The 24,852-nt window shown below is 56.8% G+C and carries 18 protein-coding genes; 11 read left to right on the top strand and 7 right to left on the bottom strand.

The features are described 5' to 3' along the window. Position 1: 1 nt before the first annotated feature. From B3M52_RS03120 to B3M52_RS03105, 4 genes are read right to left on the bottom strand one after another with little or no spacing between them, the layout of a single operon-like run. Positions 2-1,183 (bottom strand): AAA family ATPase, encoded by a 1,182-nt coding sequence (locus B3M52_RS03120; protein WP_007152694.1) that lies wholly within the window; start codon positions 1,181-1,183, stop codon positions 2-4. Between the two features lie 41 nt (positions 1,184-1,224). Next, on the bottom strand, positions 1,225-6,279 hold the full coding sequence (locus tag B3M52_RS03115) for a diguanylate cyclase (protein WP_286748710.1): 5,055 nt from the start codon (positions 6,277-6,279) through the stop codon (positions 1,225-1,227). A 19-nt stretch (positions 6,280-6,298) separates the two neighbouring features. Continuing rightward, entirely contained in the window at positions 6,299-7,024 is a 726-nt protein-coding gene (locus tag B3M52_RS03110) for a hypothetical protein (protein ID WP_075196979.1), read from the bottom strand. 9 nt (positions 7,025-7,033) lie between these two features. Further along, positions 7,034-7,846: a gamma-glutamylcyclotransferase family protein gene (locus B3M52_RS03105; RefSeq protein WP_127401771.1), complete on the bottom strand. Its 813-nt coding sequence runs from the start codon at positions 7,844-7,846 to the stop codon at positions 7,034-7,036. Between the two features lie 260 nt (positions 7,847-8,106). Between B3M52_RS03105 and B3M52_RS03100 the strand changes: the two genes are divergently transcribed. The 4 genes from B3M52_RS03100 (at position 8,107) to B3M52_RS03085 (ending at position 12,036) form a co-directional block, all read left to right on the top strand. After that, complete coding sequence (locus B3M52_RS03100) at positions 8,107-8,988, top strand: AEC family transporter (RefSeq protein ID WP_007152690.1); 882 nt, start codon at positions 8,107-8,109, stop codon at positions 8,986-8,988. A gap of 186 nt (positions 8,989-9,174) precedes the next feature. Next, entirely contained in the window at positions 9,175-10,032 is an 858-nt protein-coding gene (locus B3M52_RS03095; RefSeq protein ID WP_286748709.1) for a DMT family transporter, read from the top strand. A gap of 129 nt (positions 10,033-10,161) precedes the next feature. Continuing rightward, on the top strand, positions 10,162-11,772 hold the full coding sequence (locus B3M52_RS03090; protein WP_007152688.1) for a BCCT family transporter: 1,611 nt from the start codon (positions 10,162-10,164) through the stop codon (positions 11,770-11,772). Positions 11,773-11,859: 87 nt separating this feature from the next. Continuing rightward, a complete protein-coding gene (locus tag B3M52_RS03085; RefSeq protein ID WP_178380819.1) occupies positions 11,860-12,036 on the top strand; it encodes a hypothetical protein in 177 nt (58 codons plus the stop codon). Between the two features lie 118 nt (positions 12,037-12,154). Here the strand turns inward: B3M52_RS03085 and B3M52_RS03080 are convergent, their stop codons facing one another. Beyond that, entirely contained in the window at positions 12,155-13,957 is a 1,803-nt protein-coding gene (locus tag B3M52_RS03080) for a flavin-containing monooxygenase (protein WP_075196983.1), read from the bottom strand. A 377-nt stretch (positions 13,958-14,334) separates the two neighbouring features. On the opposite strand from B3M52_RS03080, the gene B3M52_RS03075 reads away from it, so the two are divergent. Then, the gene (locus B3M52_RS03075; RefSeq protein WP_286748708.1) at positions 14,335-16,278 is read left to right on the top strand and encodes a sigma-54-dependent Fis family transcriptional regulator; all 1,944 of its coding nucleotides are present in this window, start codon (positions 14,335-14,337) and stop codon (positions 16,276-16,278) included. Positions 16,279-16,290: 12 nt separating this feature from the next. On the opposite strand, the gene B3M52_RS03070 is transcribed toward B3M52_RS03075, so the two are convergent. Continuing rightward, complete coding sequence (locus tag B3M52_RS03070) at positions 16,291-17,583, bottom strand: hypothetical protein (RefSeq protein WP_286748707.1); 1,293 nt, start codon at positions 17,581-17,583, stop codon at positions 16,291-16,293. Positions 17,584-18,119: 536 nt separating this feature from the next. On the opposite strand from B3M52_RS03070, the gene B3M52_RS03065 reads away from it, so the two are divergent. The 5 genes from B3M52_RS03065 to B3M52_RS03045 all read left to right on the top strand — a co-directional run bounded on the left by B3M52_RS03065 (position 18,120) and on the right by B3M52_RS03045 (position 23,396). Beyond that, positions 18,120-19,202, top strand: coding sequence for a TRAP transporter substrate-binding protein (locus B3M52_RS03065; protein ID WP_286748706.1), 1,083 nt, complete (start codon positions 18,120-18,122; stop codon positions 19,200-19,202). 120 nt (positions 19,203-19,322) lie between these two features. Continuing rightward, entirely contained in the window at positions 19,323-19,868 is a 546-nt protein-coding gene (locus tag B3M52_RS03060) for a TRAP transporter small permease subunit (RefSeq protein ID WP_007152683.1), read from the top strand. Then, positions 19,865-21,157, top strand: a complete 1,293-nt coding sequence (locus B3M52_RS03055; RefSeq protein ID WP_075196986.1) for a TRAP transporter large permease — start codon at positions 19,865-19,867, stop codon at positions 21,155-21,157. The genes B3M52_RS03060 and B3M52_RS03055 overlap by 4 nt, the downstream gene beginning before the upstream one ends. 193 nt (positions 21,158-21,350) lie before the next feature. Further along, positions 21,351-22,700 (top strand): cache domain-containing protein, encoded by a 1,350-nt coding sequence (locus tag B3M52_RS03050; protein ID WP_007152681.1) that lies wholly within the window; start codon positions 21,351-21,353, stop codon positions 22,698-22,700. Positions 22,701-22,754: 54 nt separating this feature from the next. Next, the gene (locus B3M52_RS03045) at positions 22,755-23,396 is read left to right on the top strand and encodes a response regulator transcription factor (RefSeq protein ID WP_286748705.1); all 642 of its coding nucleotides are present in this window, start codon (positions 22,755-22,757) and stop codon (positions 23,394-23,396) included. Between the two features lies 1 nt (position 23,397). Here B3M52_RS03045 and B3M52_RS03040 read toward each other — a convergent pair whose 3' ends face one another. Beyond that, entirely contained in the window at positions 23,398-24,243 is an 846-nt protein-coding gene (locus B3M52_RS03040; protein WP_040474317.1) for a DUF72 domain-containing protein, read from the bottom strand. Positions 24,244-24,387: 144 nt separating this feature from the next. Between B3M52_RS03040 and B3M52_RS03035 the strand changes: the two genes are divergently transcribed. Continuing rightward, positions 24,388-24,840, top strand: coding sequence for a carboxymuconolactone decarboxylase family protein (locus B3M52_RS03035; protein ID WP_286748704.1), 453 nt, complete (start codon positions 24,388-24,390; stop codon positions 24,838-24,840). The last annotated feature ends 12 nt before the right edge of the window (positions 24,841-24,852 follow it).

Raw genomic sequence — 24,852 nt, 5'->3', positions numbered from 1 at the left:
GTTAATCCGCCCATTGCCAGGGTGGCGCATCCAACAAACCCTGCCCCAGGACGATGGTTTCGCCAAGGTCCTTGTTCAGGGCGATGGAGTTACAGTCGCCATCCTGTTCCAGAGTTGCCACCAAACGTGGTGCGTGGGAAACGACCCACACCTGGGTTTCACGTGATGCTCGATTGATCAGGCGCCCCAAGGCAGGCAGCAAATCCGGGTGCAGGCTGGTTTCCGGTTCATTAAGCACCAATAGTGACGGTGGTCTTGGCGTGAGTAGTGCGGCTACCAGCAACAGGTAGCGAAGCGTGCCGTCCGACAACTCCGCCTGGTTTAAGGGGCGCAGCAACCCCTCCTGCAAAAACTGCAGTATGAAACGGTTGCCGGAGTCTGCCTCAAAGTTGATGGTTGCCCCGGGAAAGGCATCCTCAATAGCATCGTACAACGCCGCCCGGTCGCCAATCTCGTGGATGGTCCGCAGAGCCGCGACCAGGCTATGGCCGTCGTGATCAAGCACCGGCGTTCGCGTACCGATTTGGGGCGTGCGGATGATGGACTGGGGATCGGTTCGGAACTGGTCGTAGAAGCGCCAGTTGCGGATGGTTTGCCGGACAGCATGAACCTCGGGCACAGCCACCGGATCGCTGATTTCGTTGAGGATGCTTTCGTAGGTGTTGAGGTGGGCGTTGTAGACTTCCCATTTACGACCGTTGCGCACTTTCACCACAGGCCCGACCCGGTCAATCAGGCAACTGCTGGGACGGCAGACGTCTCCCGCCCAAATGCACTCGCGCTTGATTTCCGGGTCAAACTGAAACATGGACGGGTCCTGGTAGCCCGCAAACCCCTGAGGGGCGGGCATACCCAGTGAGATGGCGTAGCCGAAGTCTTCACCCACGAAGCCGAGTCTGAGCCGGCTGTTCTGTTTTTTGGCAGAGCCTTGTACGGGATCGACACCGTCTTTCATGCCTTTGGTAAAGGTCTCCGGCCCTGCCCAGAACGTGTAATCCAGCCCGCCTTCCTGCGCGATCGACGAGATTAAGTTGCCCTTTGCGGTTTCAGCCAGTAACCGCAGAGACTTGTAAAGGTTGGATTTGCCGCAGCCGTTGGGCCCGGTTACCACATTGAGGCCGGTCAGGGGCGCGACGATACTCTTGAGGCTGCGGTAGTTGGATACGGCAAATGCGTTGATCATAATCTCAAGATCACTGAGTTTGGTAAAAAGGTCTCGTTATCTCAAGCGCTCTCAGCCGCTTGAATTCGGTTTCGGCCGCTCTCTTTGGCTTTGTAGAGTGCCGCATCGGCGGCAAAGACCAATTCTTCGAGACTGCTCTTGTCATCGGGAACGATGGTGGCGCAGCCCACGCTGACGGTGATGCAATCTCGCGCCGTTGAATGGTCGTGCCTGATGTCCAATGCTTCGATGGCAACGCGGGCATTTTCAGCGACCTGTATCGCACCATTTTCGTCAGTATTGGGGAGTATCAGAATGAACTCTTCTCCCCCGTAGCGCGCCACCATGTCGGTTGAGCGCTGCAGTTGCGCCTGCAGTGTTTCGGCAACCCGGATCAGGCATTCGTCACCCATCTGGTGGCCGTAATTGTCGTTGAAGTGCTTGAAGTGATCCACATCGAGCATAACCACAGATAGGGGCTGGGGCTGCCTTCGCAGGCGCAGCCAGGTGTCTTTGAGGTAGGCGTCACCGGAACGCCTGTTGGCGACGCCGGTCAGGCCATCGCGGTCGGCCAGGCGTTGCAGTTCTTCATTGAGTTCTTCCAGCTCTGCCGTGCGTTCAACCACTTTCTCTTCCAGGAGCCGGGAATGGTCCTGTACCTGGGTGTAGAGCCGGGCGTTTTCGATGGCGACAGCCGCCTGGGCGGAGAGCAGTTGAATCAATTCCACCCGGTCGTCGGTGAAGACGGCGTCGGTCAGGTTGTTCTCCATGTAGACCGCCGCCTCAAAACGTTCCCGCACGATGATAGGGACACACAGTACTGATCGTGGATGCAGGTGAATAGTGTAGGGGTCGTTCACAAACGGGCCGTCGGCCATGGCATCGTGCAGGACCACGGCTTCGCCCCTTTGAAACACCTGGCTGATCACGCTCATTGGCAGGGCGAGGGCCTTGCCCTGACGATCGCTGAGTGTTGAGTGGGTGGGGATCTCAACCTGTGGTGACGGCTGCTCTGGCCGGATTATGGCCTCGACACTGAACGCACCACCGGCCCGGACAATCAGGCAGCCCCATTGCCCACCGGCATTTTCCAGCAGAATCGCCAGGGTTTTCTGCAACAGCTGGTCCAGCACCATCTCGCCGGAGATCTCACGGGAGGCTTTCATAACCGATGCCAGGTCGAGACTGGCCAAATGGCTTCCTGGTGGGCTGAGGTGGGCCTGAACCCACTGACGAAGCACCGGGAACTCGTCCTCCAGCTGTTCTACCTTGCGTTGTGCGCCCCAGCGGTTGTATACCCCGTGGGCACCACGGAGATAACCCTCGGCTGAGCGCCCTTTACCCAGTGCCAGCAGGTGCCGTGCGGCTCGCTCAAAGGCAGTGGCCTCATCGCGCAGGAAGCCGTTTGCCCGTGCCGTGTCGATGGCCGTGTCATAGAGCTCCAGTGCGGCGTCGTGCCTGCCATCCAGGCGGGCGAGTTCTGCGGTCATCAGAAATTGAAGGTGGCGGAAATTCGCTTCGCAATTGTCCGCCCAACGGGTCATGCGCGCCAGGTCCCGTTCCAGGCGTTCTCGTGTGGCCTGTTGGTCAGCCCTGTTCATGGTGGGGAATAGAGTCGTGAGGGTGAGGTTGGCAACAATGTAGAAACGAACGAGCTGGGGCAGGGACATCGCGGACTTGATTAGCTTGTCCTGCTTTCTGACAAAGTGCAGTGCCTGTTCGTAGTTCCCGTAGAGCAGGTTGATCTCGGCACTGTAGATCTGATGATTGGCAATGCCGGTCATGAACCGGCGCGTACTCATTGCCTCGAGACACGCCTGGTCATCAAAATCATCGGTGCTCAGACTGGCCGGTGAGTGGGTGGTGCCAAGAAAATTGCGCTGCATCTGCAGGAAGAGGGAACCGGAGTCCAGCGAATCCTGGTAGGCGCACTCGCGAACGATGTCGAGGTTTTCCTGATGCAACTGGCTTGCGGTTTCCAGATCCATGCCCGGGTCCCAGATCACGCAGTCCTGGGCACTGTAGGCCAGATAGAGCAGGTCGCCGGATTGATAGCCGGCTTCGATGCCCTTGCGGAACCAGGGCGTGAGCGTTGCCCAGTGGTTGCTCCAGTGATGAACGAACATGGCGTATACATAGATAACGCGCGCCCTCAGGCTGAGGTCATCAAGCCGTTCATTGATGGCCAGGCCAACCTTGGCGTACTGATAGCCCAGGGCGGGCTCGTCCAGCTCACCACACAAAAGCATGCCGTAGGCGGCATAGGCAAACGCCGATTCCGGGCAGTTGCCCCGATGCAAAGCCAGGTTAACCGCTTTTAGCACCAGGTAGCTGAACAGCTTGCTGCCGGAGAGAAACGCGGCAGCAAAGATTTCCATCAGCAGACGCATGGCGGTCAATGTGGCTGGGTCTTCGATGACAGGAGCGCCAACCAGATCGGTGATTTCGCGGCCAGCCAGGTTCGTCAGTACCCGTTGGCGTTCGACATCGATATCGTGCTGGCTGGGGTGTTCGGTGAAATTAACACCCAATAGTGCCAGCCCCTCAATGGCAGCGTGAATAGACGCCTCCATTCTACCCAGCGTGGCATTCTGCCGGGTACGTATGGCGAGAATGTCGGCGCGATGCAGCCGGGAGTCCGCATGGTCCAGCATCTGTTCCAACCAATGGTCGGCCTCTTCGGTACGTCCGGTGAGGTAGAGGCAAAGCTGTATCTCTGACGCCAATGTGGCCATCAGTGAGGGCATCTGTGACCAGGCGTCGTCTGGCAGCAATTCCTCGGCGACCTGCAAGTAGTCGAGTGCCTGTTGATAGGCTGAGGTTTGTCGGGCGCGACTGCCGGCACGAAGGTTGAACTCGGCCAGTTGAAGGCGTTCTGACCCGGACTGGATCAGCGCACGCCCCTGATTGAGATGATTAACGATATCAATCAATTGGTCATCGGCGACCTGCCCGCCGCCGTGTTGTAACATCAGGCGCCCGACCGTTAAGTGTACCCGGGGGAGCTCGTCGGTTGCGATGAGGTTGTAGGCAGCCTGCTGCACCCGGTCATGCTGAAAACGATAGCTGGGGTTGAGCACCCGCTCTTCGTCCTGGTGTCTCGCCAGGCGATAATCACTGTGTAGCGGCAGCACGGTGTACTGTTTCAACGCCGGCAGAAGGGCCCGGGCGGTTTCCGCAACGGTATGCTCGTAGATGGTGGCGAGCGTTTGCAGGGTAAAGGTATTACCGATGCTGGCGGCCAGTTGAAGTACGTTCTGTGTTTCGTCCGGGAGCTGTCGCAGGTTATCCAGCATGAACTCAACCACGTCATGGCTGGTTTCATCCCAACTGGCCCTGTCGAGCTGCCAGTGCCATTGGCCACTGCCCGAATCTGACCAGATTGCCCCCTGGGCATGGAACTGTCGCAGCAACTCGTTGGTAAAGAAGGGGTTGCCCTGGGCGCGGTGAAACAGCATCTCGCTCAGTGTGCGGCTCGTTTCCGGCTCGCAACGCAGGGCATCGGCCACCATTTGGTCCACCGACGATTCATCAAGCGGCCCCACAGGGATCTGATGAATTCGCCGATGGTTGTTGAGGTCATCCAGGAGCAATCTGAGCGGGTGCCCAGGGCCGACTTCATTGCTGCGATAGGCGCCAATCAACAACAGGTGGCTCTGGTCCCTGGAGGTGACTATACGGCGTATCAGGTCGAGGGTTGGGGTGTCGCTCCACTGCAGATCGTCCAGGAACAGCACGACCGCATGGCCTTCGCCGGCAAACACTCGCAGGAATGCGGTCAGTACCAGCTGCAACCGGTTACGGCTCTCTGAGGGTGGCAGCTCGGTCACAGGGGGTTGTTCGCCGATAATCAGCGCCAGCTCCGGTACCAGGTCGATCACCAGGGCGCCGTTGGGCCCCAGCGCACCAAGTAGTTCGGTGCGCCAGCAGTCAAGCTGGTTGTCGGGCTCTAGCATGATTTGCTGCACGAGGGCACGAAAGGTGGCTGCCAGTGCTGAGTAGGCTTCGCTTTGCTGGAACTGGTCGAACTTGCTCTGGACCAGGAAGCCGCGTTCACGGATCTGGTAGCGATCAATTTCGTTGACCAGTGCCGACTTGCCAACGCCGGAGTAGCCGTGAACCAGGCAGAAACGGGATCGTCCCTCCACCGCCTGCTCGAACAGGCCCAGCAGCTCCTGCAGCTCGCGCTCGCGGCCGTAAAGTGCCTGGGGAATCAGAAACTTCTGCAGATGGTCCTTTTCACCCAGTGTGAAGGGCAGCAGTGGCAGATCCTGTTCTATCGACGTGGCGCAACGGGATAGGTCGTGCAGCAGGCCCAGGCTGCTTTGATAACGTTCTTCCGGGGATTTGGCCAGAAGCTTCAGCACAATGTCTGAAAGGGCCTCGGGTATGTCCTCAAACACGGTGTGAGGCGCCGGAGGCAGACGACTTATGTGGCTGTGTACCCACTCCAGGGTATTGTTGGCTGTAAACGGAGGTTGGCCGGTCAGAAGTTCAAACAGCAGCAAGCCGAGGGAATAGTAGTCCGAGCGGTAGTCGAGGCTCCGATTCATGCGCCCGGTCTGTTCCGGCGACATGTAGGCCAATGCCGCCTCGGGCTGATTGGGCAGCTGTTTGGCCTGCCGCTCCTGCCCCAGCTCCGATGCTATATTGAACCCCGACAGCACCAGTGCGCCACTTCTTGAGTCAAACAGGACGTTATGGGGTGTCAGCGACTTGTGCACGATGTCCTGTGCGTGGATGTCGCTCAGAATCTGTACCAGGGCCTGGGCTATTTTCAGCGCCTGGGGCAGGGGCAAGCGTCTGTTACGGCTCTCGGCCATTACCGAGGCAAGCGAACGCTCACAGGGATCGGTGACGAGCGCCAGGTTCCCACTACCGTGTGGCAATATGTCATGAACCCTGCGTACGCCTTTCACGCCGTCGAGCCGTGAAGCAATGCTGGCTTCGTGATTGAGCGTGGCCACCTGCCTGCGGTCGGGATATTCGGTATCAAGGGTTTCAATGCAGACGTCTGCACCGTCCGAGAGTCGCCGTGCGCGATAGGCCGCCCGGCCTGCTTTTCTCCAGAGGCAGAAGGAGATTGTGTATCCGGGCAGCTGTAATTCGCTCTGCATCAGGTGCCGCTCCTGGGGATCACGCCTGGCAATGGAACACTCGATCGAAGGTGGCGCTGAAGTCCTCTTTGGCGTTGTCCAGTAGGGGTTGGCCATGGCCACAGAGAACGTGTTTGAAGTTCAGTGTTTTGAGCCGGTTAAAATCCTCGGCAGCAGGTTCCGCCGCCTGCAGCCAGACTGGGCCAATGTTGGCGGGTGTGAAGAAGCCCATCTGCTCCATTCGCTGTCGCGAGGCGTCGCAGAAGTGCTCGTCGGGTTTCAGCCAGTTCTGCAGGGCGTCACAGGCTATCAGGATGCCGCCATCCCGCTGGAGGTGGAGTACGCCTTCAGGAAGTTTGGTAGTTTGGAACTGAAATAGCGATGCGTCACTCAGGGGCAGCGTCTGGCCGAGGACGTTTGCCTCTCTTTCAGACCCGCTTTGGTCCTCCGGTTCCAGACCTGGCATCACCCAGTACTGCGCCTGGTAACGGTCAACATAGAACGCATCGTCACGCCCATGCAGAGCGCCAAGCCGAATCACGTCGGTTACTTTTCCCAGTCGGTCCAGTTCCGCCAGGCCGTCATCATCAAGGCGGACCGTATTGATGAGGATCAGCCGTTCACCGTCACGGACGATGGTCATGTTGCGGCTGAATTGCCAATCCAGGTCCATAAGGACGGTTTCCATGGCACCACTGACAAAAAACAGATCCGGCAGGATCTCTTCGATGGCATTGTGTGCCAGGGCTGGCGGGAAAGACGGCATGAGAGCTCCTCAGTCTTTATCATAGTTATAGCGGCCGACGTAGCGATACTCTCTGGCGTATTCGTTCAGATAGGCGTTGAGGTATCGCTTCTGGGCCTTGTTGAGGCGTCCGTTCCGGATATCGTCCATGGTTTCATCAACGTTGCTGCTGTCCAGCCGTCTGAGGTGAAAAAGCGTCATGTCCCTGCCTCCAAAAAAGCCTTTGAGGAAGTGGTGCAGAGGCCTCGCCTCGGACATATCAAACACGGCCCCGTAGAGGGCCGTGTACAGCGGCTGTTTTGCCAGCAACGCCCGGTCAAATGTTGGGTAGTCTCCGGGTGGTGCCGCGAACGTTGGGTGCTCATCAAGTTGATGAATGGGCTGATTGGCCAGTGACTCCAGGTATTTGCCATCCAGTCCGGCCTGGCGGCCTCCCTCCAGAACGATGTTCAGGTAACGACGGCTTGGTCGGCAGTCGTTGTCGATAAATTGGGGCATGCCCACATAGGTGAGAGCAGAGACCTTCGGGGCCATTGCCGCGCTAGGGTTATCCGGCTCTACCTCGATCTCTATGCGGTTATAGCCATGCCCGTAAGCTTCGGCCTGATCCAACAGAGAAAGCGCCTCGTCGGGGCATTCATGGAGCACGCCGAGAACCCGGTCGTCCGGGTGGCCGGTGTTTTCGATGTTGCCAACACCACCCTCATGGCGGAAGAAGTGCTGCACGTTGAAGCGTAACCGCCATCCGCGCAGCACCGCTTTCGTAGATGCCCGAGGCTCGACACCCTTCGCTCTCAGCGAGAGCATGCTCATGTTGGAGCCAAAGCCAAAGTAGTAAAACATAGATTCAATAGGTTACAGGTTAACCTGCCCTCAGGTACTTTTCTATAACCTGCCACGGCAAAGGCGGTGGCAGATTGGCTTATCAGCAATACGGCCAGGTATCGGTTTTCGCGGAGTTACCTTTACCCCGGGATATTGGGGCTTAATGGTAGTCTATATGGCATCATTATTTATGATCTCGCGTTGAAGTTATACCCGAGTATTGAAAGTGCCAAACCCCGTTCCCTTTAGCCTGAAACCATGACCTCTCTTTATTCACTATGATTCAGCATCTCACAGAAGCCCTTGTCCCTCTGCTGTCTTTGATACTCCTCGGGGCCATTCTTGGCCGAAAAACCGATTTTTTTGACGGCAAGGCATTGGCTGGCCTGGTTACCACCGTTGGAATCCCCGCGTTGCTGCTCCACTCCGTATTGAGCATGGATATGGACATTTTCGGAATGGGTGCCCTTGTAGGCATTACCGTGGCCTGGCTGGTCGTCATGGCGATGGTCACTGCACTGTTGCTTACGCTAGCTGGCCTGCCGGTGAGGTCCTATCTTCCGGCGTTGGTGCACCCGAATACGGGCAATATGGGGATTCCGGTGTGCTTTGCGCTGTTTGGTCCGCAGTCGCTTGGGCTGGCGGTGGTGATTTCCTCGGTGATTCAGGTCAGTCATTTTACGTTGGGAATCGGCTGCCTGTCCGGGCGGTTTTCCATCAGGGCAATGCTGAAGAACGGGCCCGTCCTGGCATTGATCGCAGGTGCTTTTCTGTTGGCGACAAACATTCGCCCGCCTGGACCGGTGATGATAACGCTGGATATGCTGGGCTCGATTACCGTACCGATAATGCTAATGCAATTGGGCAGCTCTATTGCCAACCTGCGGCTGTCAGGCGCGCGGGATATGCTAAGGCCTCTCGTGTTCAGTCTGTATCGGCCATTGGGTGGTCTAGCCCTTGCGTGGGTGCTGTTGCTGATTTGGCCGTTGAGCGCCATGGAAGCGCAGGTTTTCCTGATTCAGTGTGCGATGCCGGTGGCGGTAATGAGCTACGTACTGTCGGTGCGCTATCAAGGGCCGTCGCAGGAGATCGCTTTGACTATTCCAATGTCGTTGCTGGTTTCTTTGGGGATTGCCGTAATTTTTGCCCTGTTTGCGTAGGGGGCAGCGCCCGGGATTACTGCGGCGAACATCAGGTCGGCTTGCGGCTCCAACGTATTGACGGTGCCCAGTTTCCGCAGTCACCCTGAATGAACCGTGTCTACCAGCAATCGTTTGGCCGGGCGGGAGAGTATTCTGACTGATCACACGCCAGAACAATCCGGTGACCGCGCGCTAAGAAGTGCAATGCTTGTAGCGCTTGCAGCCCTTTTCTGGGGGCTTTCGGGTGGTATCGGCGCCATCCTGCTCGCAGAAGGGTGGGGCTCGTTCGTAGTCTCGTTCTACCGGGGGATTGTCGGCCTGCTGTTTGTACTTGTCTGGCTGATTCTACGTCCTGGGAACAGCGGATTGGCCAAGCCGCGGCTCTGGTTCTGGGCGGCGGTGGCCGGCCTTGGCGTGGCGGGCAACTTCTCCTTTTATTTCCTCAGTATCTCCGAGGGCAGCGTTGCCGTCGCGGCGACCCTCATGTATTGCGCCCCGGTGTTCGTGTTTCTGGTTTCCTTTGCCATCGGGCTTGAGCAGCCAACGCCGTTCAAATGCGTGGCCATTGTCATCGTTATTGTCGGCATCGCTCTACTCACGGGTATCTATGACGTTGGCGGTAGCAGTATTACGTGGGTTGGCGTGGTTGCCGGCCTGCTTTCGGGGCTGTCCTATGCATTGTTTATTTTCGGCTTCAAGTTTGCTGCCAGGAACGGCAGCCCTCAGGCTGCTCTGGTGATCGCGTTTGCCGTGCTCGGTATTGTTCTGATCTGGCCAGCCAGCCTTGTGCAGGTCGTTGCTGTGCTGGGTGCACCGGAATGGCCGATGTTCATGGCGCTGGGGGTGCTCGGTGGTGGCGTGTCTTTTATAAGCTATATCGTGGGTCTCAAGCACACCGTACCAACCGTCGCTGCCGTTGTCGCGATGGTCGAACCTGTTACCGCTACGCTCTTTGGCATTTTATTGCTCAATGAGAGCTTGGGCGGCGTCCAGTTCCTCGGCATGGGGCTCATCCTGGTCACAGTGACGGCCTTGAGCGTCTATTCGAGCAAGTCCCAGTAGTAATCAACCGGGATTTCAGCGTTCTCTGGCGATAGCCATTTGCCTTCAGAAACATGAAATCTCGCCCACAATTTGGCGTGCCGTTCGATTAGCTCCTATGTTGTCGGAAAGACTCGGGGAGGAATCGTCATGGAAGCTCTCGCAAAAAAGTTGGGTCTCAGGACCAACCCGACCATCTTTTTCACGTCCGCTGGGATCATGATCCTGTTTCTGGTCGTGCTCCTGATTGCGCCCGGCCCAATCGGAGAGGCCTTCGGAGCGGGGCGTGAATGGATTGTTACCAACCTGGGTTGGTTTTTCATTTTCGGGGTGACGAGTTGGGTAGCGTTCCTCTTGTGGGTTGCGCTCAGCCGATTCGGCGCCATCCGGCTGGGCGGCAACGACGCGAAACCGGCCTACAGTAATATTTCCTGGTTCACCATGCTGTTTGCCGGCGGCATCGGTACCGTGCTGATGTTCTGGGGCGTGGCCGAGCCCATCTCGCACTTTTCTTCCCCGCCGAGGCCGAATGTCGAGCCCTATTCGGTCGAAGCCGCCGACGATGCCATGAGCTTCGCTATCTACCACCTGGGGCTGCACACCTGGGCGATCTTCACCATGCCGGGGCTTGCCTTTGCGTATTTTATCTATCGTTACGACCTGCCGATGCGCTTCAGTTCGGTGTTCTATCCGTTGATCGGCGACCGCATATACGGGCCTCTCGGCAAGACTCTCGATGTGTTTGCGATCCTCGGCACGCTGTTCGGTGTGGCGGTGTCAATCGGGCTGGGCACGCAGCAGATCAACGCCGGGCTGACTGAGTTGTTTGGCATTCCGGATGCGGTAATCACCAAGGTGCTGATCATTGCCATCCTGACGGCCGTCGCTGTGGGGTCGATCGTCGCCGGGCTGGACTCTGGTGTGAAGCGGTTGTCCAACATCAATATCGGTATGGCCGTTGGCCTGATGGTATTCGTGCTCTTTACCGGTTCGACGGTTTTCCTTCTGCGAGCCGTGGTTGAGACGTTTGGCCTCTACATATCGAACCTGCTGCCCATGGCCTTCTGGAACGACACACTTGCAAGCTATACCGGCGACGATGGCGGCTGGGGATGGCAGGGCAGCTGGACGGTATTCTACTGGGCCTGGACGGTGACCTGGTCGCCCTTTATCGGAATCTTCGTGGCGCGGATTTCACGGGGGCGGACCATCCGTGAATTCGTGCTCGGGGTCCTGTTCGCGCCATCAATCTTCACCCTGATCTGGTTCGCCATTTTCGGCTGGTCAGCAATGCAGATCGATGGCATTGGGCCGGAGGCCAGGGAGGCGCTGGGCGAACAGGCGGGGGTGTTGTCACAAGCCGTAGGGGAAAGTGTTCCCCTGGCCATGTTCGCGTTCTTCGAAAACTTTCCGGGGGCTACGTTGATTCAGGGCCTGGCGGTTGTGATTGTCGCCATCTTCTTCGCGACCTCATCGGACTCCGCTTCCCTGGTGGTCGATATGTTATGCACGGGCTCGCCGGACCCGGGCCCCTGGCATCAACGCGTTTTCTGGGGTGTGTCTGAAGGCATGCTGGCAGCGATGCTGATCGTACTTGCCGGTGACGCCGGGCTGACCGCGTTGCAGGAAGTGATCACCGTGGTTGGCCTGCCGATGTTCATCCTCGTATTCGCCATGATGTTTGCCCTGTTCCGCGGCCTGGCCCAGGAGAAACTCAGCGAAGTGAGGGTGGGCAGTCCACCGCGGCCGGAGCAGTTGTGACCTGATCAAATATTGCACAGAGTTAATGCCTTGCTTATGCTTTAGGTATCAGCAACGACGTTGATCAGCAACGGAAGGAGGCTGTTCATGGTCGATGAAGCCTATAAAAAGCTACACCCGATCCTCAGTGAGGTCACCCAGACTTATGTTGAGCTCTATACCAACAGGCCCAACGAAAAGAATCGCCAAGAGTTGATTAAGCTCGAGGCGTTGTTGCACGAAAAACTGCAAAAATTGCAGAAGGTGCGGGATGACAATCAATGAACCTGACAGAAGCGCGACTTCCGTCAAAACGCTAAATTGACGCGAGGATCAGCGCATTGCCCAACAGTAGAATGTGCTGATCACGGTTGATGGCTGGCCGAGGCCAGCCATCCCGGTGTCAGGAAAGGTGATGAACGTTTTCCATACCGTACACTGGCGTGTCGATGCTCTCTTTTCGGGCTTTCAGTTGAAGTGCGAGATACAGCGAGTAGTGGCGTGACTGGTGCAGGTTGCCCCCGTGGAACCAGAGGGCTTCCTGTTGCGTTGGCTTCCACATATTGCGCAGCTCACCTTCCCAGGGGCCAGGGTCTTTGGTGGTATCTGATCCCATACCCCAGCACTTTCCAACTTTATCGGCGACCTCCTGGGATATTATTCGTGCCGCCCAGCCATTCATGGAGCCGAAGCCGGTGGCGTAAACAATCAGATCGGCCGGCAGTTCGGTGCCATCCGTCAGGGTGACAGATCGGGGGTTGATGCGTTCAATACCGACCCCGCTTTTAAGCTTGATTTCGCCCTGGGCGACAAGTTCGGATGCACCGACATCGATGTAATAGCCTGAGCCACGGCGCAGGTATTTCATGAACAGCCCTGAGCCATCATCGCCAAAGTCCAGCAGGAACCCTGCTCGCTTCAGCCGACTGTAGAAGTCCGCATCCTGTTCGGCGACCTGCTCGTAAACCGGGATGTGCATATCGGGCATGATTTTGAAGGGCACCGACGCAAATGTGAGATCGGCCTTTTCTGTGGTCATGCCGTTCTGTACCGCCTCTTCGGAGTAGAGTGGGCCTAGCACCAGCTCCATCAGAGTGTCGGACTTGATGATGTGGGTTGATGAACGCTGAACCATGGTGACGTCGGCGTCGTTCTCCCATAACGCAGCGCAGATATCGTGTGCGGAGTTATTTCCGCCCAGGACTACGCACTTCTTGCCTTTATAGGCAGCGCCACCGGGGTGTTTGCTGGAGTGGTGTTGCTCGCCTTCAAAACTGTCCATTCCGGGAATATCGGGTATGTTGGGGATGCCCGACATGCCGGTAGCCAGCACGAGCTGCTTGGGGCGAAGGGTGACTTTCTCGCCGTCCCGAACCACCTCCACGACCCATTCCTGACTGGCCTCATCGTAGCGCGCCCCCGTGCACTCTGTTGAGCTCCAGTAGTTGAGCTCCATGATCTTGGTGTACATTTCGAGCCAGTCGCCGATTTTGTCTTTCGGCGCGAAAACGGGCCAGTGGTCCGGGAACGGCAGGTAAGGCATGTGGTCGTACCAGACCGGGTCATGCAGGCAAAGAGACTTGTAGCGGTTGCGCCAGGAATCGCCTGGATTCGGGTTTCGCTCGATCACAATCGTTGGCACGTCCAGTTGCCGCAGACGGGCGGCCAGGCCAATGCCCCCTTGTCCACCGCCGATGATCACGCAGTAGGGCTGGCGGCTGTATCCCAGTTCCTGTTCTTCGTCCTGCTTTGCCTCAAGCCAGGTTTTCCGTGACTTGGTCGCTCCATGCTGAGCGCCTTTGGGTCGAAGAAAGTTTTTCTTCTCGGGAAACTCCTTTAATTCCTGCATGGTGGTCAGCAGGGTCCAGGCACCGCCATCGCGAAGCCGGATGTGCCCTTTACCCAGAGCATCCCTGGTTTCGAAGGTAATCCAGGCTTCGGTCACGCCGTCCTGTTCTGTCGCGTCTTCGGCAACCTTCCAATTGCTGGGGAGGACATGTTTCGAGGTCTGTTCCAGCATGTCGCGGATATGGTCCCGGCCCTCCAGGGTTTTTATGTTCCAGGTTATTGCAACAAGATCTCTCCAGAAGCCGTTTGCTTCAAACAGTTCCGCCGCCCTTCCAGGATCGCTCGACTGCAGTATCTCGCTGAACCCGTCAAGCCACTGCTGAACTCGTTGGGTGGGGGTGATTTGGGTTTCGGTCATCACGGTTCTCCAGATTTCCATTGTTTTTGTTGGCGGGGAGTCTTTGATCCCCGGTGCGTTGTTGAACACGCTAATAGGAACGGAGCAGATGACGTGCCACATCGGTCTCCAAGGGCTTTTTATTTTCCAGGTATCTGAAATAAAGGGGTTTCAGGGATTTTTGTGAAAGGAGGAGGGGGTGGCGGAGCCATGTGGCAGAAGGCCCTGGCATTACGGCTGTAATGCGATTGCCTGTAAATGCGTTACAGGTGTAACGATCACTCAGGCACTAAAGGAGGATGTTGATGCCGGGTAATCCGGTATAGGCTGTCAGAACGACGAAGCAGTATCTCATCGTAAATGACAACAACAATATCAGAGCAATGCAGGAGCTTGGCATGACGATGCAACAGGCACAGCGGCGCCACATAGATACGATTCTAAGTTATACGGATGAAGGCGTGTGTGCGGCTTTATCTCCGGAGTCCGAACTGATTGGTCGCTCATGGAAGCGATGTATTGACGAGTACGGACTGGACCCGAGCCAGCCGCGTCGTGCCCGGATCGTGACTCATCAAACCCTGAGGGAGCATCAGGACTCGGTCGATGAATTTCTCAACGTGGCTCGGGCCGGCGTTGAGCAACTGTATATGAATATCGCAAAGCTGGGTTATGTGCTGTTGTTGACGGATCACCGGGGCGTTACCGTGCAGTTTCTGGGGGATCGGCGTTCTGACCAACGTTTGCGTAAAGCCGGTTTGTACCTGGGGGCCGATTGGAGTGAGAAGTACGCGGGCACCTGTGCTGTGGGTACGTGTATTGAAGAGGGGCAGGCCCTGACATGTCACCGGGTCGACCATTTCGATGCAACCCATATAAGCTTGACCTGCACCTCGGCGCCCATTCTTGATCCGCTGGGCAACCTGCTTGCGGTACTCGATATTTCGGCTCTGGATTCGCCTGATCCACACAGCAGCCAGACGTTTGCACTGCACCTTACCCAGCTCTACGCCCGCATGATTGAGGACGCCTATTTCCTCCGCCGTTATCGCAATCAGACGGTCTTCCGGTGTGATGCCTCGCGGGAGTTTGTGCAGGTAAATGGCCAGTACCTGTTCGCCATTGACGGGGATGGGTGCGTGGAGGCCGCCAATACAGCCGGTCGTTCACTCATGTGGAGCCATGGAAACGGCAGCGATACCAAGCTGACCAGCCTGTTTGAATGCGAGTTAAGGGACATCTGGAGCATCCCTTACGATCAGGATGATCAGGTCAGGGCGTTCAGGCACTGCATCAGTGGCAATACCTTTTTTGCAGCGTTGATCCAGCCTAGGATCAAGTCGACGGCTTCCGCATCTTCTGACGCCCTGCCCACTGATGAATCTGTGCCTGAGCTAGATGCGCTGGCAGCGGATGACCCCGTCATGAGGCGAACTCTTGGCCTTGCCAAACGACTGAGGAACAGAGATGTCGGGCTGCTGGTGCTGGGTGAGACCGGCACGGGCAAGGAAGTGCTTGCCCGGGCAATACACCAGTCCAGCCACCGCTCCCGACGGGCGTTTGTTGCCGTAAACTGCGCAGCCATTCCCGAGTCACTGATCGAGAGCGAGCTTTTCGGGTACGTGGCGGGCGCGTTTACCGGTGCGCGGGCCAGAGGAATGCGGGGAATGATCCAGCAGGCGGATGGTGGGACATTGTTCCTGGACGAAATCGGGGATATGCCCCTGCAGCTCCAGACCCGGCTGCTGCGGGTGCTGGCGGAAGGCGAAATTCTGCCAGTGGGCGCCGACAGTCCCGTGAAAGTGAACTGTCGCGTGATAGCCGCCACGCACCAGGACCTGGGCCAACTGATTGAACATGGTGCGTTCCGCGCTGACCTCTATTACCGGCTGAATGGGGCCACGCTGCGCTTGCCCTCTCTGGGAGAAAGGGCTGACCGACAGCATGTCATTAACCGGGTACTCACACACCTGATCGACCAGGGACAGCTGCCCGATGTTCGAATCCGGGCAGATGCGATGAGTGCGCTGCTTGCCTATGACTGGCCGGGTAACATTCGTCAGCTTGTTAATGCACTGGCGTTTGCAGAAGCTACCTGCGACGATGGACAGATCACGGCCAATGACCTACCAGACGAGTGCTTGAGAGATCCTGCGATCGCGGCAACGAGCGTTGAGCGGGATGTCGACCCCGACGAGAGCGATCCGTTATTGGCGGCACTAAAGAAATATCGCTGGAACGTCTCTGAGGTCGCACGTCGTTATGGAGTGTCACGCCCGACTATCTATCGCTGGATGCAGCAGCAGGCGATTGAGGCGCCGAGGTTCCAAAGCAAAATATAAGTCTACGCTGCATTATATCTGCTTGTAGACCACCTCTGACAACCGGCTGCGGTTGCCATCCGTATCCAGGGTGCGGATAGCGAAGTACCAGGTGCCTTCGGTGAGCTCGTCCACCAGCAACTCGTCGATAGAGGCGTCGCCAACGGCCAGGCTTTGGTCCAGGCTGTCCTCGCTGTTGCCGTAAACCACCTCAAAGCCGGCAATTTCGCCCATTGCGAGACTGTCTCCATTTTCTCTGGTGAGCGGCGCGGTCCAGCTTAGCAGGGCTGCGTTGGCCGGAACGGTGTCCTCGGGGCTTGGCTCGGGGGCCGGCGGTTCGCTGGTGTCGTTGTCCGTTCCGTTGTCGGCGACAGTATCTCCAGTGCTGTTGTCGTCACTGGTATCGGGCTCTGGTGTGTCGACAACGCTGGTGTCGTCTTCGCCGTATACCTCTGCAATGGTCTTGAAGCGTTGTACGTAGCGGTATTCGGCCACCACGAGTCTCTGGCTGATGACGCTCGAGTCCACCTCGGCCTGCAGCTCAGAGGCCTGCACTGCCGCGGCAGACACGAGATCGGCCAGAGCGATGTTTTCGCCGTCGCCCATCAGGCTGATCTGGCCGGTTTCGAGAATCTGGGTTGCCACGTTGTTCAGGACATCGGAAATGTTGTTCCATTGGGCGTTGTTGTTGACCAGGGCAAGGAAAGCCGCATTGGCAACGGCGACCTGCAGGGCATCGGCAGACACGCCGTTAAACTCGTCCAGGCGAGTCAGGTCTGGCGGGTCGAGGCGCAAGGAGCCTGCTGCCAGGCCAAACCAGCTTTCAACCCTTTCATAGGCCCCAGAGAGTGCATCGGGGGAGAGCCCATTCTCGCTACGCTCAGCCAGCGCCACGGCCAAATGGGTCAGCGGCGTGAGGTTGACGGTCTCCATGCGAAGATCACCGGCTCCGCGCAGACTGAAACTATCGTCCAGCATCATGGTGTCGCCAAAGGCAACCGGCTCGGCGCCGCTGCGTTCGCATTGGGGAACGACGTCGCAAGTCATGCGGGTATTACTGTCAGCGGTAAGTTCTACCAAAGCCCAGCTGTCCGCCTTTCCTCGCAATTGCCACACATAACTACCGTCGTTTGCTGTCAAAACCGGTTTTGCGGCCTGTCGCTGTGGAGCATAGTAGCCGTCTTTGTCGGATATCAGGCGAGTGGCGGTCACCAGGCCTTGTTGAATAACGCCTTTCATGGCGGCGCCGGCAAGCTCAACCGTTTCAGCCGCCGGAGTGGTTGACGCTTCTGACTGTGGTGTCGTGGCGTTGTCTGAGGACGCCATGTCGAGACCGCAGCCCGAAAGCAGAACCGCTAAAGATAGAGTCAGCAGTCCATGCTTCGTTAAATTATTGCCGCAAGTTGACATTGTTTCGCACCAATTTATTGACGAGTTCGGACGAATCTTACAGCGGCATTTTTCGGTTATATGCGGTCTGGTTCAGGGTTTTTCGGGTGAGAATCGTCAGGAAGTTGGCGCTTACAGAGCGATACACGGTGAGACTGAGCGTTACATGCTATCGGGGCGATTTTGGTTCCTTAGTTCGCTGTTATTTATACATTTTATGCAATCGACCCGGCAGCCGGGACATTTGCTTGGGCGCGGCGGGACTATTAGCGATTACAAATTTAAACGGTGGGCAGGAGTTGGATATACCTCTAAGTATTAATACGTAGTTTTTCTGCGGCGTTCTAAGTAATCACTACGTATTGGTTTGGTCATTCCTACGGATTGTTAGTTCTCGCTCAAATCGTGACCATAAGTCGCGAATGACGACCCGAGCATCGTTCTAATAAAACAAACACAACAGGAACAAGATCATGAAAAACTTCTTGAAAGCTGCTGCGACCGCCGCAGTGGTGTTCTCCGTGCTGTTCACGTCCTTTGCCCACGCTGATGATAAGAGCTACACCCTCCGACTAGCAGAAACCTGGGGGCCGAACTTCCCGATTTTCGGTGATGCCACCAAGAACATGGCGGAAATGGCCGAAAAAATGTCCAACGGTCGGCTCAAGATCCGGATCGATTCCGCCAACCGCCACAAAGCGCCTTTTGGCGTCTTTGATATGGTTAAAGCGGGCCAATACGATATGGGCCATTCAGCGTCTTATTATTGGAAGGGCAAAGTGCCCAACACCCTTTACTTCACCAGTATGCCGTTTGGTATGAACGCTCAGGAGCAATGGGCGTGGTTCTACCACGGTGGCGGTATGGAGCTGATGCAGGAAGTGTACGAGCCCCATAACATGCTGTCGTTCCCGGGCGGTAATACGGGCAACCAGATGGGCGGCTGGTTCCGCAAAGAAATCAAAACCCTGGAAGACCTCGACGGGCTGAAAATGCGAATCCCCGGGTTTGCTGGCGAAGTCTTTGCCGAAGTTGGCGTTAATCCTACCAACATCCCGCCGGGAGAGCTTTACACTGCCCTGGAGCGCAACACCATCGATGCGGTTGAGTGGGTAGGCCCGGCCCTGGACCTGCGTCTGGGTTTTCAGCAGATTGCTGACTATTACTACACCGGCTGGCATGAACCCGCCACCGAGTTGCAGTTCCTGATCAACAAGGATGTCTGGGAGGACCTGCCGGCGGATCTGCAGGAAGTTCTGCGTGTCTCTATGCGTACGGCATCCTACGACATGCTGACCCAATCCGTGCATGCCAATGCACAAGCTTGGGCATCCATTCGTGACGAGTACCCGAACGTCAAGGTCAAAACCTTCCCGGACGATATCTTCAAAGCCATGGTCGCAGCTAACGAAAAGGTCCTGGAAGCGTATTCCAGGGATAACGAGCAAGGTCAGCGCATTATCAAGTCACAGCAGGCCTATCTGGACAAAACACGTGCTTACATCGACATCTCCGAGCGCGCCTACCTGAACACCATGGCCGAACTGGAAGAGTAAGTTTCCCGCCATTGGCCGGATGCTTGGCGCTTCGCAAGAAGCGTCGGCATTCGGGTGTTTTCATGAGCCCTATTTAATCCCGATTGGTCCGGAGTCCCCGCTTCGGCAAGAGGAGTTGTAATGCGTTGGTTAATTGCTGTGGATGACGGGTTAGGCGCTGTATCTCGAGCGTGTGGCTGGGTCGCAAGCGTGGCATTTGTCCTGATGATGCTGAACGTTTTCTACGATGTGGTGGCTCGGTATGCCTTCAATGAGGTATCCATTGGGATGCAGGAATTGGAGTGGCACTTGTACGCCGTCGTCTTTCTGATGGGCATTCCTTACGCCATGAGGACGGATGGCCACGTGCGAGTGGACGTTCTTTATGCCGGCCGCAGTGAAGCTTTCAAGGCTTGGGTCAATCTTGTTGGGGCCCTTTTTTTTGCGCTTCCGATTGCCGCCATGATCGCCTGGCTGGGTTGGGGATACATGCTTGATGCCTATCACATGGGAGAAGGCAGCGGAGATCCGGGAGGTTTGCCCTACCGCTTTATTGTTAAAGGGCTGATTCCGTTTTCTTCATTCTGGCTGGCGGTTGCCAGCGTGGGCATGGCGACCTTCGCTCTCAGGGTTCTTGTCAAAGAGTCCGCCTACGACGAGCAAACCGGTGCAGGAGGTCTGGCATGATCGGGATGATAATGTTTGGGGTCTGCCTCTTCATGCTGCTGTGGGGCTTTCCTGTTGCGTTTACGTTCGGCGGCGTTGCGTTGATTTTTGGCCTGATTGCAGAGGGGCCGCAACTGTTTGCCTTCATGCCATTCCGCATTATGAGCATCATGCAGAACACGGTGTTAATGGCGATACCGCTGTTCATTTATATGGGCATCGTGTTGCAGCGCACCCGATTGGCGGAGCAATTGCTGGAGTCCATGGGGCGACTGTTTGGTGGACTGCCCGGGGGGCTGGCGATATCCACCATCGTGGTCGGTGCTTTACTGGCCGCCTCCACTGGAGTGGTGGGTGCCAGTGTCGTGGCCATGGGGTTGATTTCGCTCCCGGTCATGCTGGCGAATGGCTATGACAAAAAGCTTGCCTGCGGCACCATTTGTGCGTCAGGCACCCTGGGGCAAATTGTGCCGCCATCCATCATCCTTATCATCCTCGGTGACGTGCTCGGCTTGCCTGTAGGGGACCTTTTCAAGGCCGCGGTGATCCCCGGTGTGGTGCTTGTGGGGCTCTACATCGGGTATATCCTGTTCGTCAGTTGGCGATCGCCGGGAACGGCGCCAGCGATGCCGCGGGATAGCGATGACAGCCGGGCACAGGAAATCGGCAAAGCCCTGATGGCGATCATACCGCCGCTGGCATTGATTGTTGTGGTATTGGGCTCGATCTTTACCGGTATCGCAACGCCGACCGAATCTTCAGCCCTGGGTGCCGTCGGCGCGCTGGTTCTGGCCGTGGCCTATCGCCAGTTTTCCTGGCGGATGATGTGGGAAAGCTCTCGGGATACGGTCAAGGTGACGGCCATGGTCTTCGCCATTCTGGTAGGGGCAACCGCCTTCTCCATGGTGTTCAGTTACACCGGTGGCGACTACCTGCTGGAGGAGTGGATGCTGCAACTGCCGGGTGAGAAATGGGGCTTCCTGATCCTGACCATGCTCATTATTCTGGTTTTGGGTTTCTTCATCGACTTTGTCGAAATCTCCTTCATCATCGTACCTATTCTGGCGCCCATCGCTGAACTGATGGGTATCAATATGCTCTGGTTCGCCATCCTGATCGCGATGAACCTGCAAACAAGCTTCCTGACGCCGCCCTTCGGGTTCAGTCTTTTCTACCTGAAAGGAGTATCACCACCCGAGGTTAAAACCACCGACATCTATCGCGGTGTGGCGCCATTCATACTGCTGCAGATAATGGTGCTGATCGCGATCCTGATCTTCCCCGCGTTCTTTGGTATGTCATCCTCCTGAGCGAGTTCTGGAGGCTTTTATTAATGACGCTGAGGGCATGTTTCGATTTGGCTGAAGTACCTTGACTGGAGGTTTGGCGGGCCTGGGGAGACTCTTTTCCAGGCCCGCTCTTTTTTACGGTTTGGGTTAGACTGATGGAGTCTCGCAACCGATGCCTAGATGGCGTGTGCTTATAAAGGACAATGTGACGGTCATGTCGTTAAGAACAAAATTGATACTGCTCGCTCTGGTTCCCCTGCTGGTGGTGACCGGTATTTTCTCCGCGGTGACCTTGCACCAGGGCGACATACTCATGGAACGCGAACTGCAGATTTTTGAGCAGAACCTGCGGCGGTCCAAGGAAACAGCGTTGAAAGACTACGTTTCCATAATGCGCACCGCTATCGAATTTGTCCGTCAGAACGCGGCCAGTGATGATGAAGCCCGCGACAAGGTTATGGCTCTGATGCAGGAGGCCTCATTCAGTGACGACGGCTATTTCTATGCCTACACCCATGACGGATTGAACCTGGTCCACGCAGCACAGCCGGCCCTGGTCGGACGGGATATGTACGATTTCCAGGACAGTAGCGGGAACTATCTGATCCAGAATCTGATACGGATTGCTGACAATGGCGGAGGGTATTACCAGTATCTGTGGCAGCAGCCTTCCACCGGCAAGGAAGTGGATAAAGTTGGCTACGTTGAACAGATTGAAGACTGGCAATGGATGTTTGGCACGGGATTGTATATCGATGATATTGCCGCTGAGATGCGGGCTATCGAAGCGGGCGTGGACGCTAACGTTAAACAGACCCTGTGGGCCATTCTGTTGGCGTTGATGGTATCAATCGGTGTTGTGGTGTCTGCGGGGGTTCTGTTTAATGTGCACGAACATCGCTTGGCGGACCAGAATCTGAAAGAGCTGAGCCACAAGACCGTGCAACACCAGGAAGAAGAACGCCGCCGGGTATCGAGGGAATTGCATGATGGCATCAACCAACTGCTGGTGTCTGTGAAATATCGGTTGGAGACGGCCATGACCCATATTCCAGAGGGTGACTCCGTCGCCCAGGAGTCACTGGTGAAAGGCGGAGAGGTTTTAAACCGTGCGATACAGGAAGTACGGCGTATTTCCCATGATCTGCGCCCCAGCGTACTGGATGACCTGGGGTTGTTGGCGGCGCTCAACCAGTTGCTGGATGACTTCCGTGAACGTAGCGGGATCGTTATGGACATAGATATCCAGCCACCGCAGGAGGATATTTCCGAGGAGGTGGCTACAACGCTGTATCGTATTGTTCAGGAGGCCTTGTCGAACGTTGAGAAACACGCCCAGGCCACCCGGTTGGCGCTGAGCCTGGAAGAGGATGCGGAGGGGCTCTTTCTGTGTATTTCCGACAACGGCGTAGGCATTGCCGAGAAAGATGCATACGCCAGGCGAGGCATCGGGTTGCGTAATATGCGCGAGCGTGTGGAGTTTTTGGGTGGGGAGTTTGAGGTGTCTCCGCGGCCAGGAAACGGAACCCGGATAATGGCCTCGTTCAAACAATACCAGGCATAGTCGAAAGAATAAGGATAAGCCTGGCGGTCTAGTAAACCTGACGGTAACGGTCCTATGAGCACATCAGAATCTGTAGTGAAGGTCATGCTGGTCGATGACCATATCCTTGTCCTGGAAGGTATCAGGGCGCGGCTGGAACAGGAAAAGGGCATCGACGTCGTCGGCCAGGCAACCGATGGGCTGGAGGCCCTGAAACGGGTCAAAGACCTGAAGCCGGACGTGATCATGATGGATGTCAGTATGCCCAACATGAACGGGATTGAAACAACCAAAATTTTCCAGGAGCGCTATCCCGATCTGAAAGTGCTTATCCTCAGCATGCACGACAACCGGGAATACATTTCACAGCTGATGTTTCATGGCGCCAAGGGTTACATCCTGAAGGACGTATCGGTTGAGGAAATGGTGAGCGCTATTCGTACCGTGGCTGATGGCGCCACCTACATCTGCCGGGCAGCGACCGAGACGTTGTTTCGTCATGGGGAAACAATGGAGCCGGTGGAGAGCAAACTTACTCGCCGCGAGGAGGCCATTCTTTCCAGAGTGGCCAAAGGGCTTAGCAGTAAAGCCATCTCCAATGAGCTCAACATCAGCGTGAGAACGGTGGAAACCCATCGGCAAAACATCAAGTCCAAGCTGGATTTGAATACCACGGCGGAGCTGACCAAGTACGCCTATGACCAGCAGTTGCTCTGAGTCAGAATAGCCCCATCTGGGGCTGGGTCTCGTCGAGGTCCAGGGCATCAACCATGGGTGCCCGTTCACGCAGTAACTCATTCCAGAGCGCCGCCAGGGAAAGGGCATCGCCCTTGTTCGGCATGTGCATGAAAATATAGGGACGTTTCCCTTCCTCGATCCACGCAGCTGCGCGCTCAACCCAGGGTGCGAGAAACGGACGGTTGGCCTCCAGGTCGGGATGGCCGACAAAGCGGATCACCGGCGCTGCATCCACAGGGAGCAGATGCACTGGTACTCGCGGCTTTTTGCGCTGTGCATCGCGTGTTTCCTCGTTATCCGGGGTCGCGGCAAAGAGTGCCCGGCTGTCCATGCACACCCGTGCAATGCGGCGTTCTCTCAAGCCACGATTCAGGGCTTTCTCGGCCTCTCCCTTGTCAAAGAACGCACTGTGGCGAACCTCAACGGTGCAGGTCAGGGTCGGGGGCAGGGCATCCATAAATCGCCAGAGGTTTTCCAGACGCTCTGGCCCGAAACTGGCGGGAAGTTGCAGAAGGATGGGGCCAAGCACATCGTTGAGTGGCGCAATTATCTCAAGAAAGTCAGATACTTCGCGGCCAGCGCCACTCAGTAGACGGTCATGGGTGATCAGGCGTGGAAACTTCAACAGGAAACGAAAGTCATCGGGCACCTGTGACCGCCACTGTCGGCACTGTTCCTGGCTGGGCGTGGCGTAAAAAGTGGTGTTGCCCTCCACGCAATTGAGGGCACTGCTGTAACGCGCCAGTGGGCTCTGACCGGGAGGGAGTCGGCTGGTCCAGTCGGGATGTTGCCACTGGGGGCAGCCGAGAAAGTAGGGTTGTGCCATGGTCCCGTTTTACCACCGTTTATCAAGGGTCTGCTAAAAATTAGTCTCTGTATGTCACAAACATCAGGGCTGCCCCGTCTACCTCTGTAGAACCTACGTGGACATGATGCCACCTCGTGTCCCCCCATGCAGAGGAGTAAGATAATGGAAACGCGATTGAATGCCTACAAGGCCTCCCCGGACGCCATCGCCGCAATGACCCGGCTGGAGGAGTACGTTGGCAGTTGTGGGCTGGAACACAGCCTCATCCACTTGGTGAAAACCCGGGCATCCCAGATTAACGGTTGCGCCTATTGCCTGCACATGCACACCAGCGATGCCCGCAAAGCCGGTGAAAGTGAAGCACGGCTCTACCTGCTGTCCGCTTGGCGTGAGTCCGGGCTCTACACACCTCGTGAACGGGCTGCCCTGGCCTGGACCGAAGCACTGACGAACGTGGCTGACACCGGTGCACCCAGTCAGGATTACGAGCAGGGGCGAGCGCATTTCACCGAGAAGGAGTTCGTCGACCTGACGTTGCTGGTCGGTGCGATCAACGTCTGGAACCGGATCAGCGTGGGCTTTCGGGCGGTTCACCCGAATGACCGTAAACTGTAACCAAGTACGCCG

It is taken from the genome of Marinobacter sp. UBA2688, from assembly GCF_002352785.1.
GTDB lineage: Bacteria > Pseudomonadota > Gammaproteobacteria > Pseudomonadales > Oleiphilaceae > Marinobacter > Marinobacter salarius.
This window is presented reverse-complemented; position numbering and strand designations above follow the sequence as displayed.

Excerpts from the sequence above, each read along its gene's own strand:
- B3M52_RS03120 (WP_007152694.1), bottom strand. The coding sequence starts at position 1,183 with ATGATCAACGCATTTGCCGTATCCAACTACCGCAGCCTCAAGAGTATC.
- B3M52_RS03115 (WP_286748710.1), bottom strand. The coding sequence starts at position 6,279 with ATGCAGAGCGAATTACAGCTGCCCGGATACACAATCTCCTTCTGCCTC.
- B3M52_RS03110 (WP_075196979.1), bottom strand. The coding sequence starts at position 7,024 with ATGCCGTCTTTCCCGCCAGCCCTGGCACACAATGCCATCGAAGAGATC.
- B3M52_RS03105 (WP_127401771.1), bottom strand. The coding sequence starts at position 7,846 with ATGTTTTACTACTTTGGCTTTGGCTCCAACATGAGCATGCTCTCGCTG.
- B3M52_RS03100 (WP_007152690.1), top strand. The coding sequence starts at position 8,107 with ATGATTCAGCATCTCACAGAAGCCCTTGTCCCTCTGCTGTCTTTGATA.
- B3M52_RS03095 (WP_286748709.1), top strand. The coding sequence starts at position 9,175 with ATGCTTGTAGCGCTTGCAGCCCTTTTCTGGGGGCTTTCGGGTGGTATC.
- B3M52_RS03090 (WP_007152688.1), top strand. The coding sequence starts at position 10,162 with ATGGAAGCTCTCGCAAAAAAGTTGGGTCTCAGGACCAACCCGACCATC.
- B3M52_RS03085 (WP_178380819.1), top strand. The coding sequence starts at position 11,860 with ATGGTCGATGAAGCCTATAAAAAGCTACACCCGATCCTCAGTGAGGTC.
- B3M52_RS03080 (WP_075196983.1), bottom strand. The coding sequence starts at position 13,957 with ATGACCGAAACCCAAATCACCCCCACCCAACGAGTTCAGCAGTGGCTT.
- B3M52_RS03075 (WP_286748708.1), top strand. The coding sequence starts at position 14,335 with ATGACGATGCAACAGGCACAGCGGCGCCACATAGATACGATTCTAAGT.
- B3M52_RS03070 (WP_286748707.1), bottom strand. The coding sequence starts at position 17,583 with ATGGCGTCCTCAGACAACGCCACGACACCACAGTCAGAAGCGTCAACC.
- B3M52_RS03065 (WP_286748706.1), top strand. The coding sequence starts at position 18,120 with ATGAAAAACTTCTTGAAAGCTGCTGCGACCGCCGCAGTGGTGTTCTCC.
- B3M52_RS03060 (WP_007152683.1), top strand. The coding sequence starts at position 19,323 with ATGCGTTGGTTAATTGCTGTGGATGACGGGTTAGGCGCTGTATCTCGA.
- B3M52_RS03055 (WP_075196986.1), top strand. The coding sequence starts at position 19,865 with ATGATCGGGATGATAATGTTTGGGGTCTGCCTCTTCATGCTGCTGTGG.
- B3M52_RS03050 (WP_007152681.1), top strand. The coding sequence starts at position 21,351 with ATGTCGTTAAGAACAAAATTGATACTGCTCGCTCTGGTTCCCCTGCTG.
- B3M52_RS03045 (WP_286748705.1), top strand. The coding sequence starts at position 22,755 with ATGAGCACATCAGAATCTGTAGTGAAGGTCATGCTGGTCGATGACCAT.
- B3M52_RS03040 (WP_040474317.1), bottom strand. The coding sequence starts at position 24,243 with ATGGCACAACCCTACTTTCTCGGCTGCCCCCAGTGGCAACATCCCGAC.
- B3M52_RS03035 (WP_286748704.1), top strand. The coding sequence starts at position 24,388 with ATGGAAACGCGATTGAATGCCTACAAGGCCTCCCCGGACGCCATCGCC.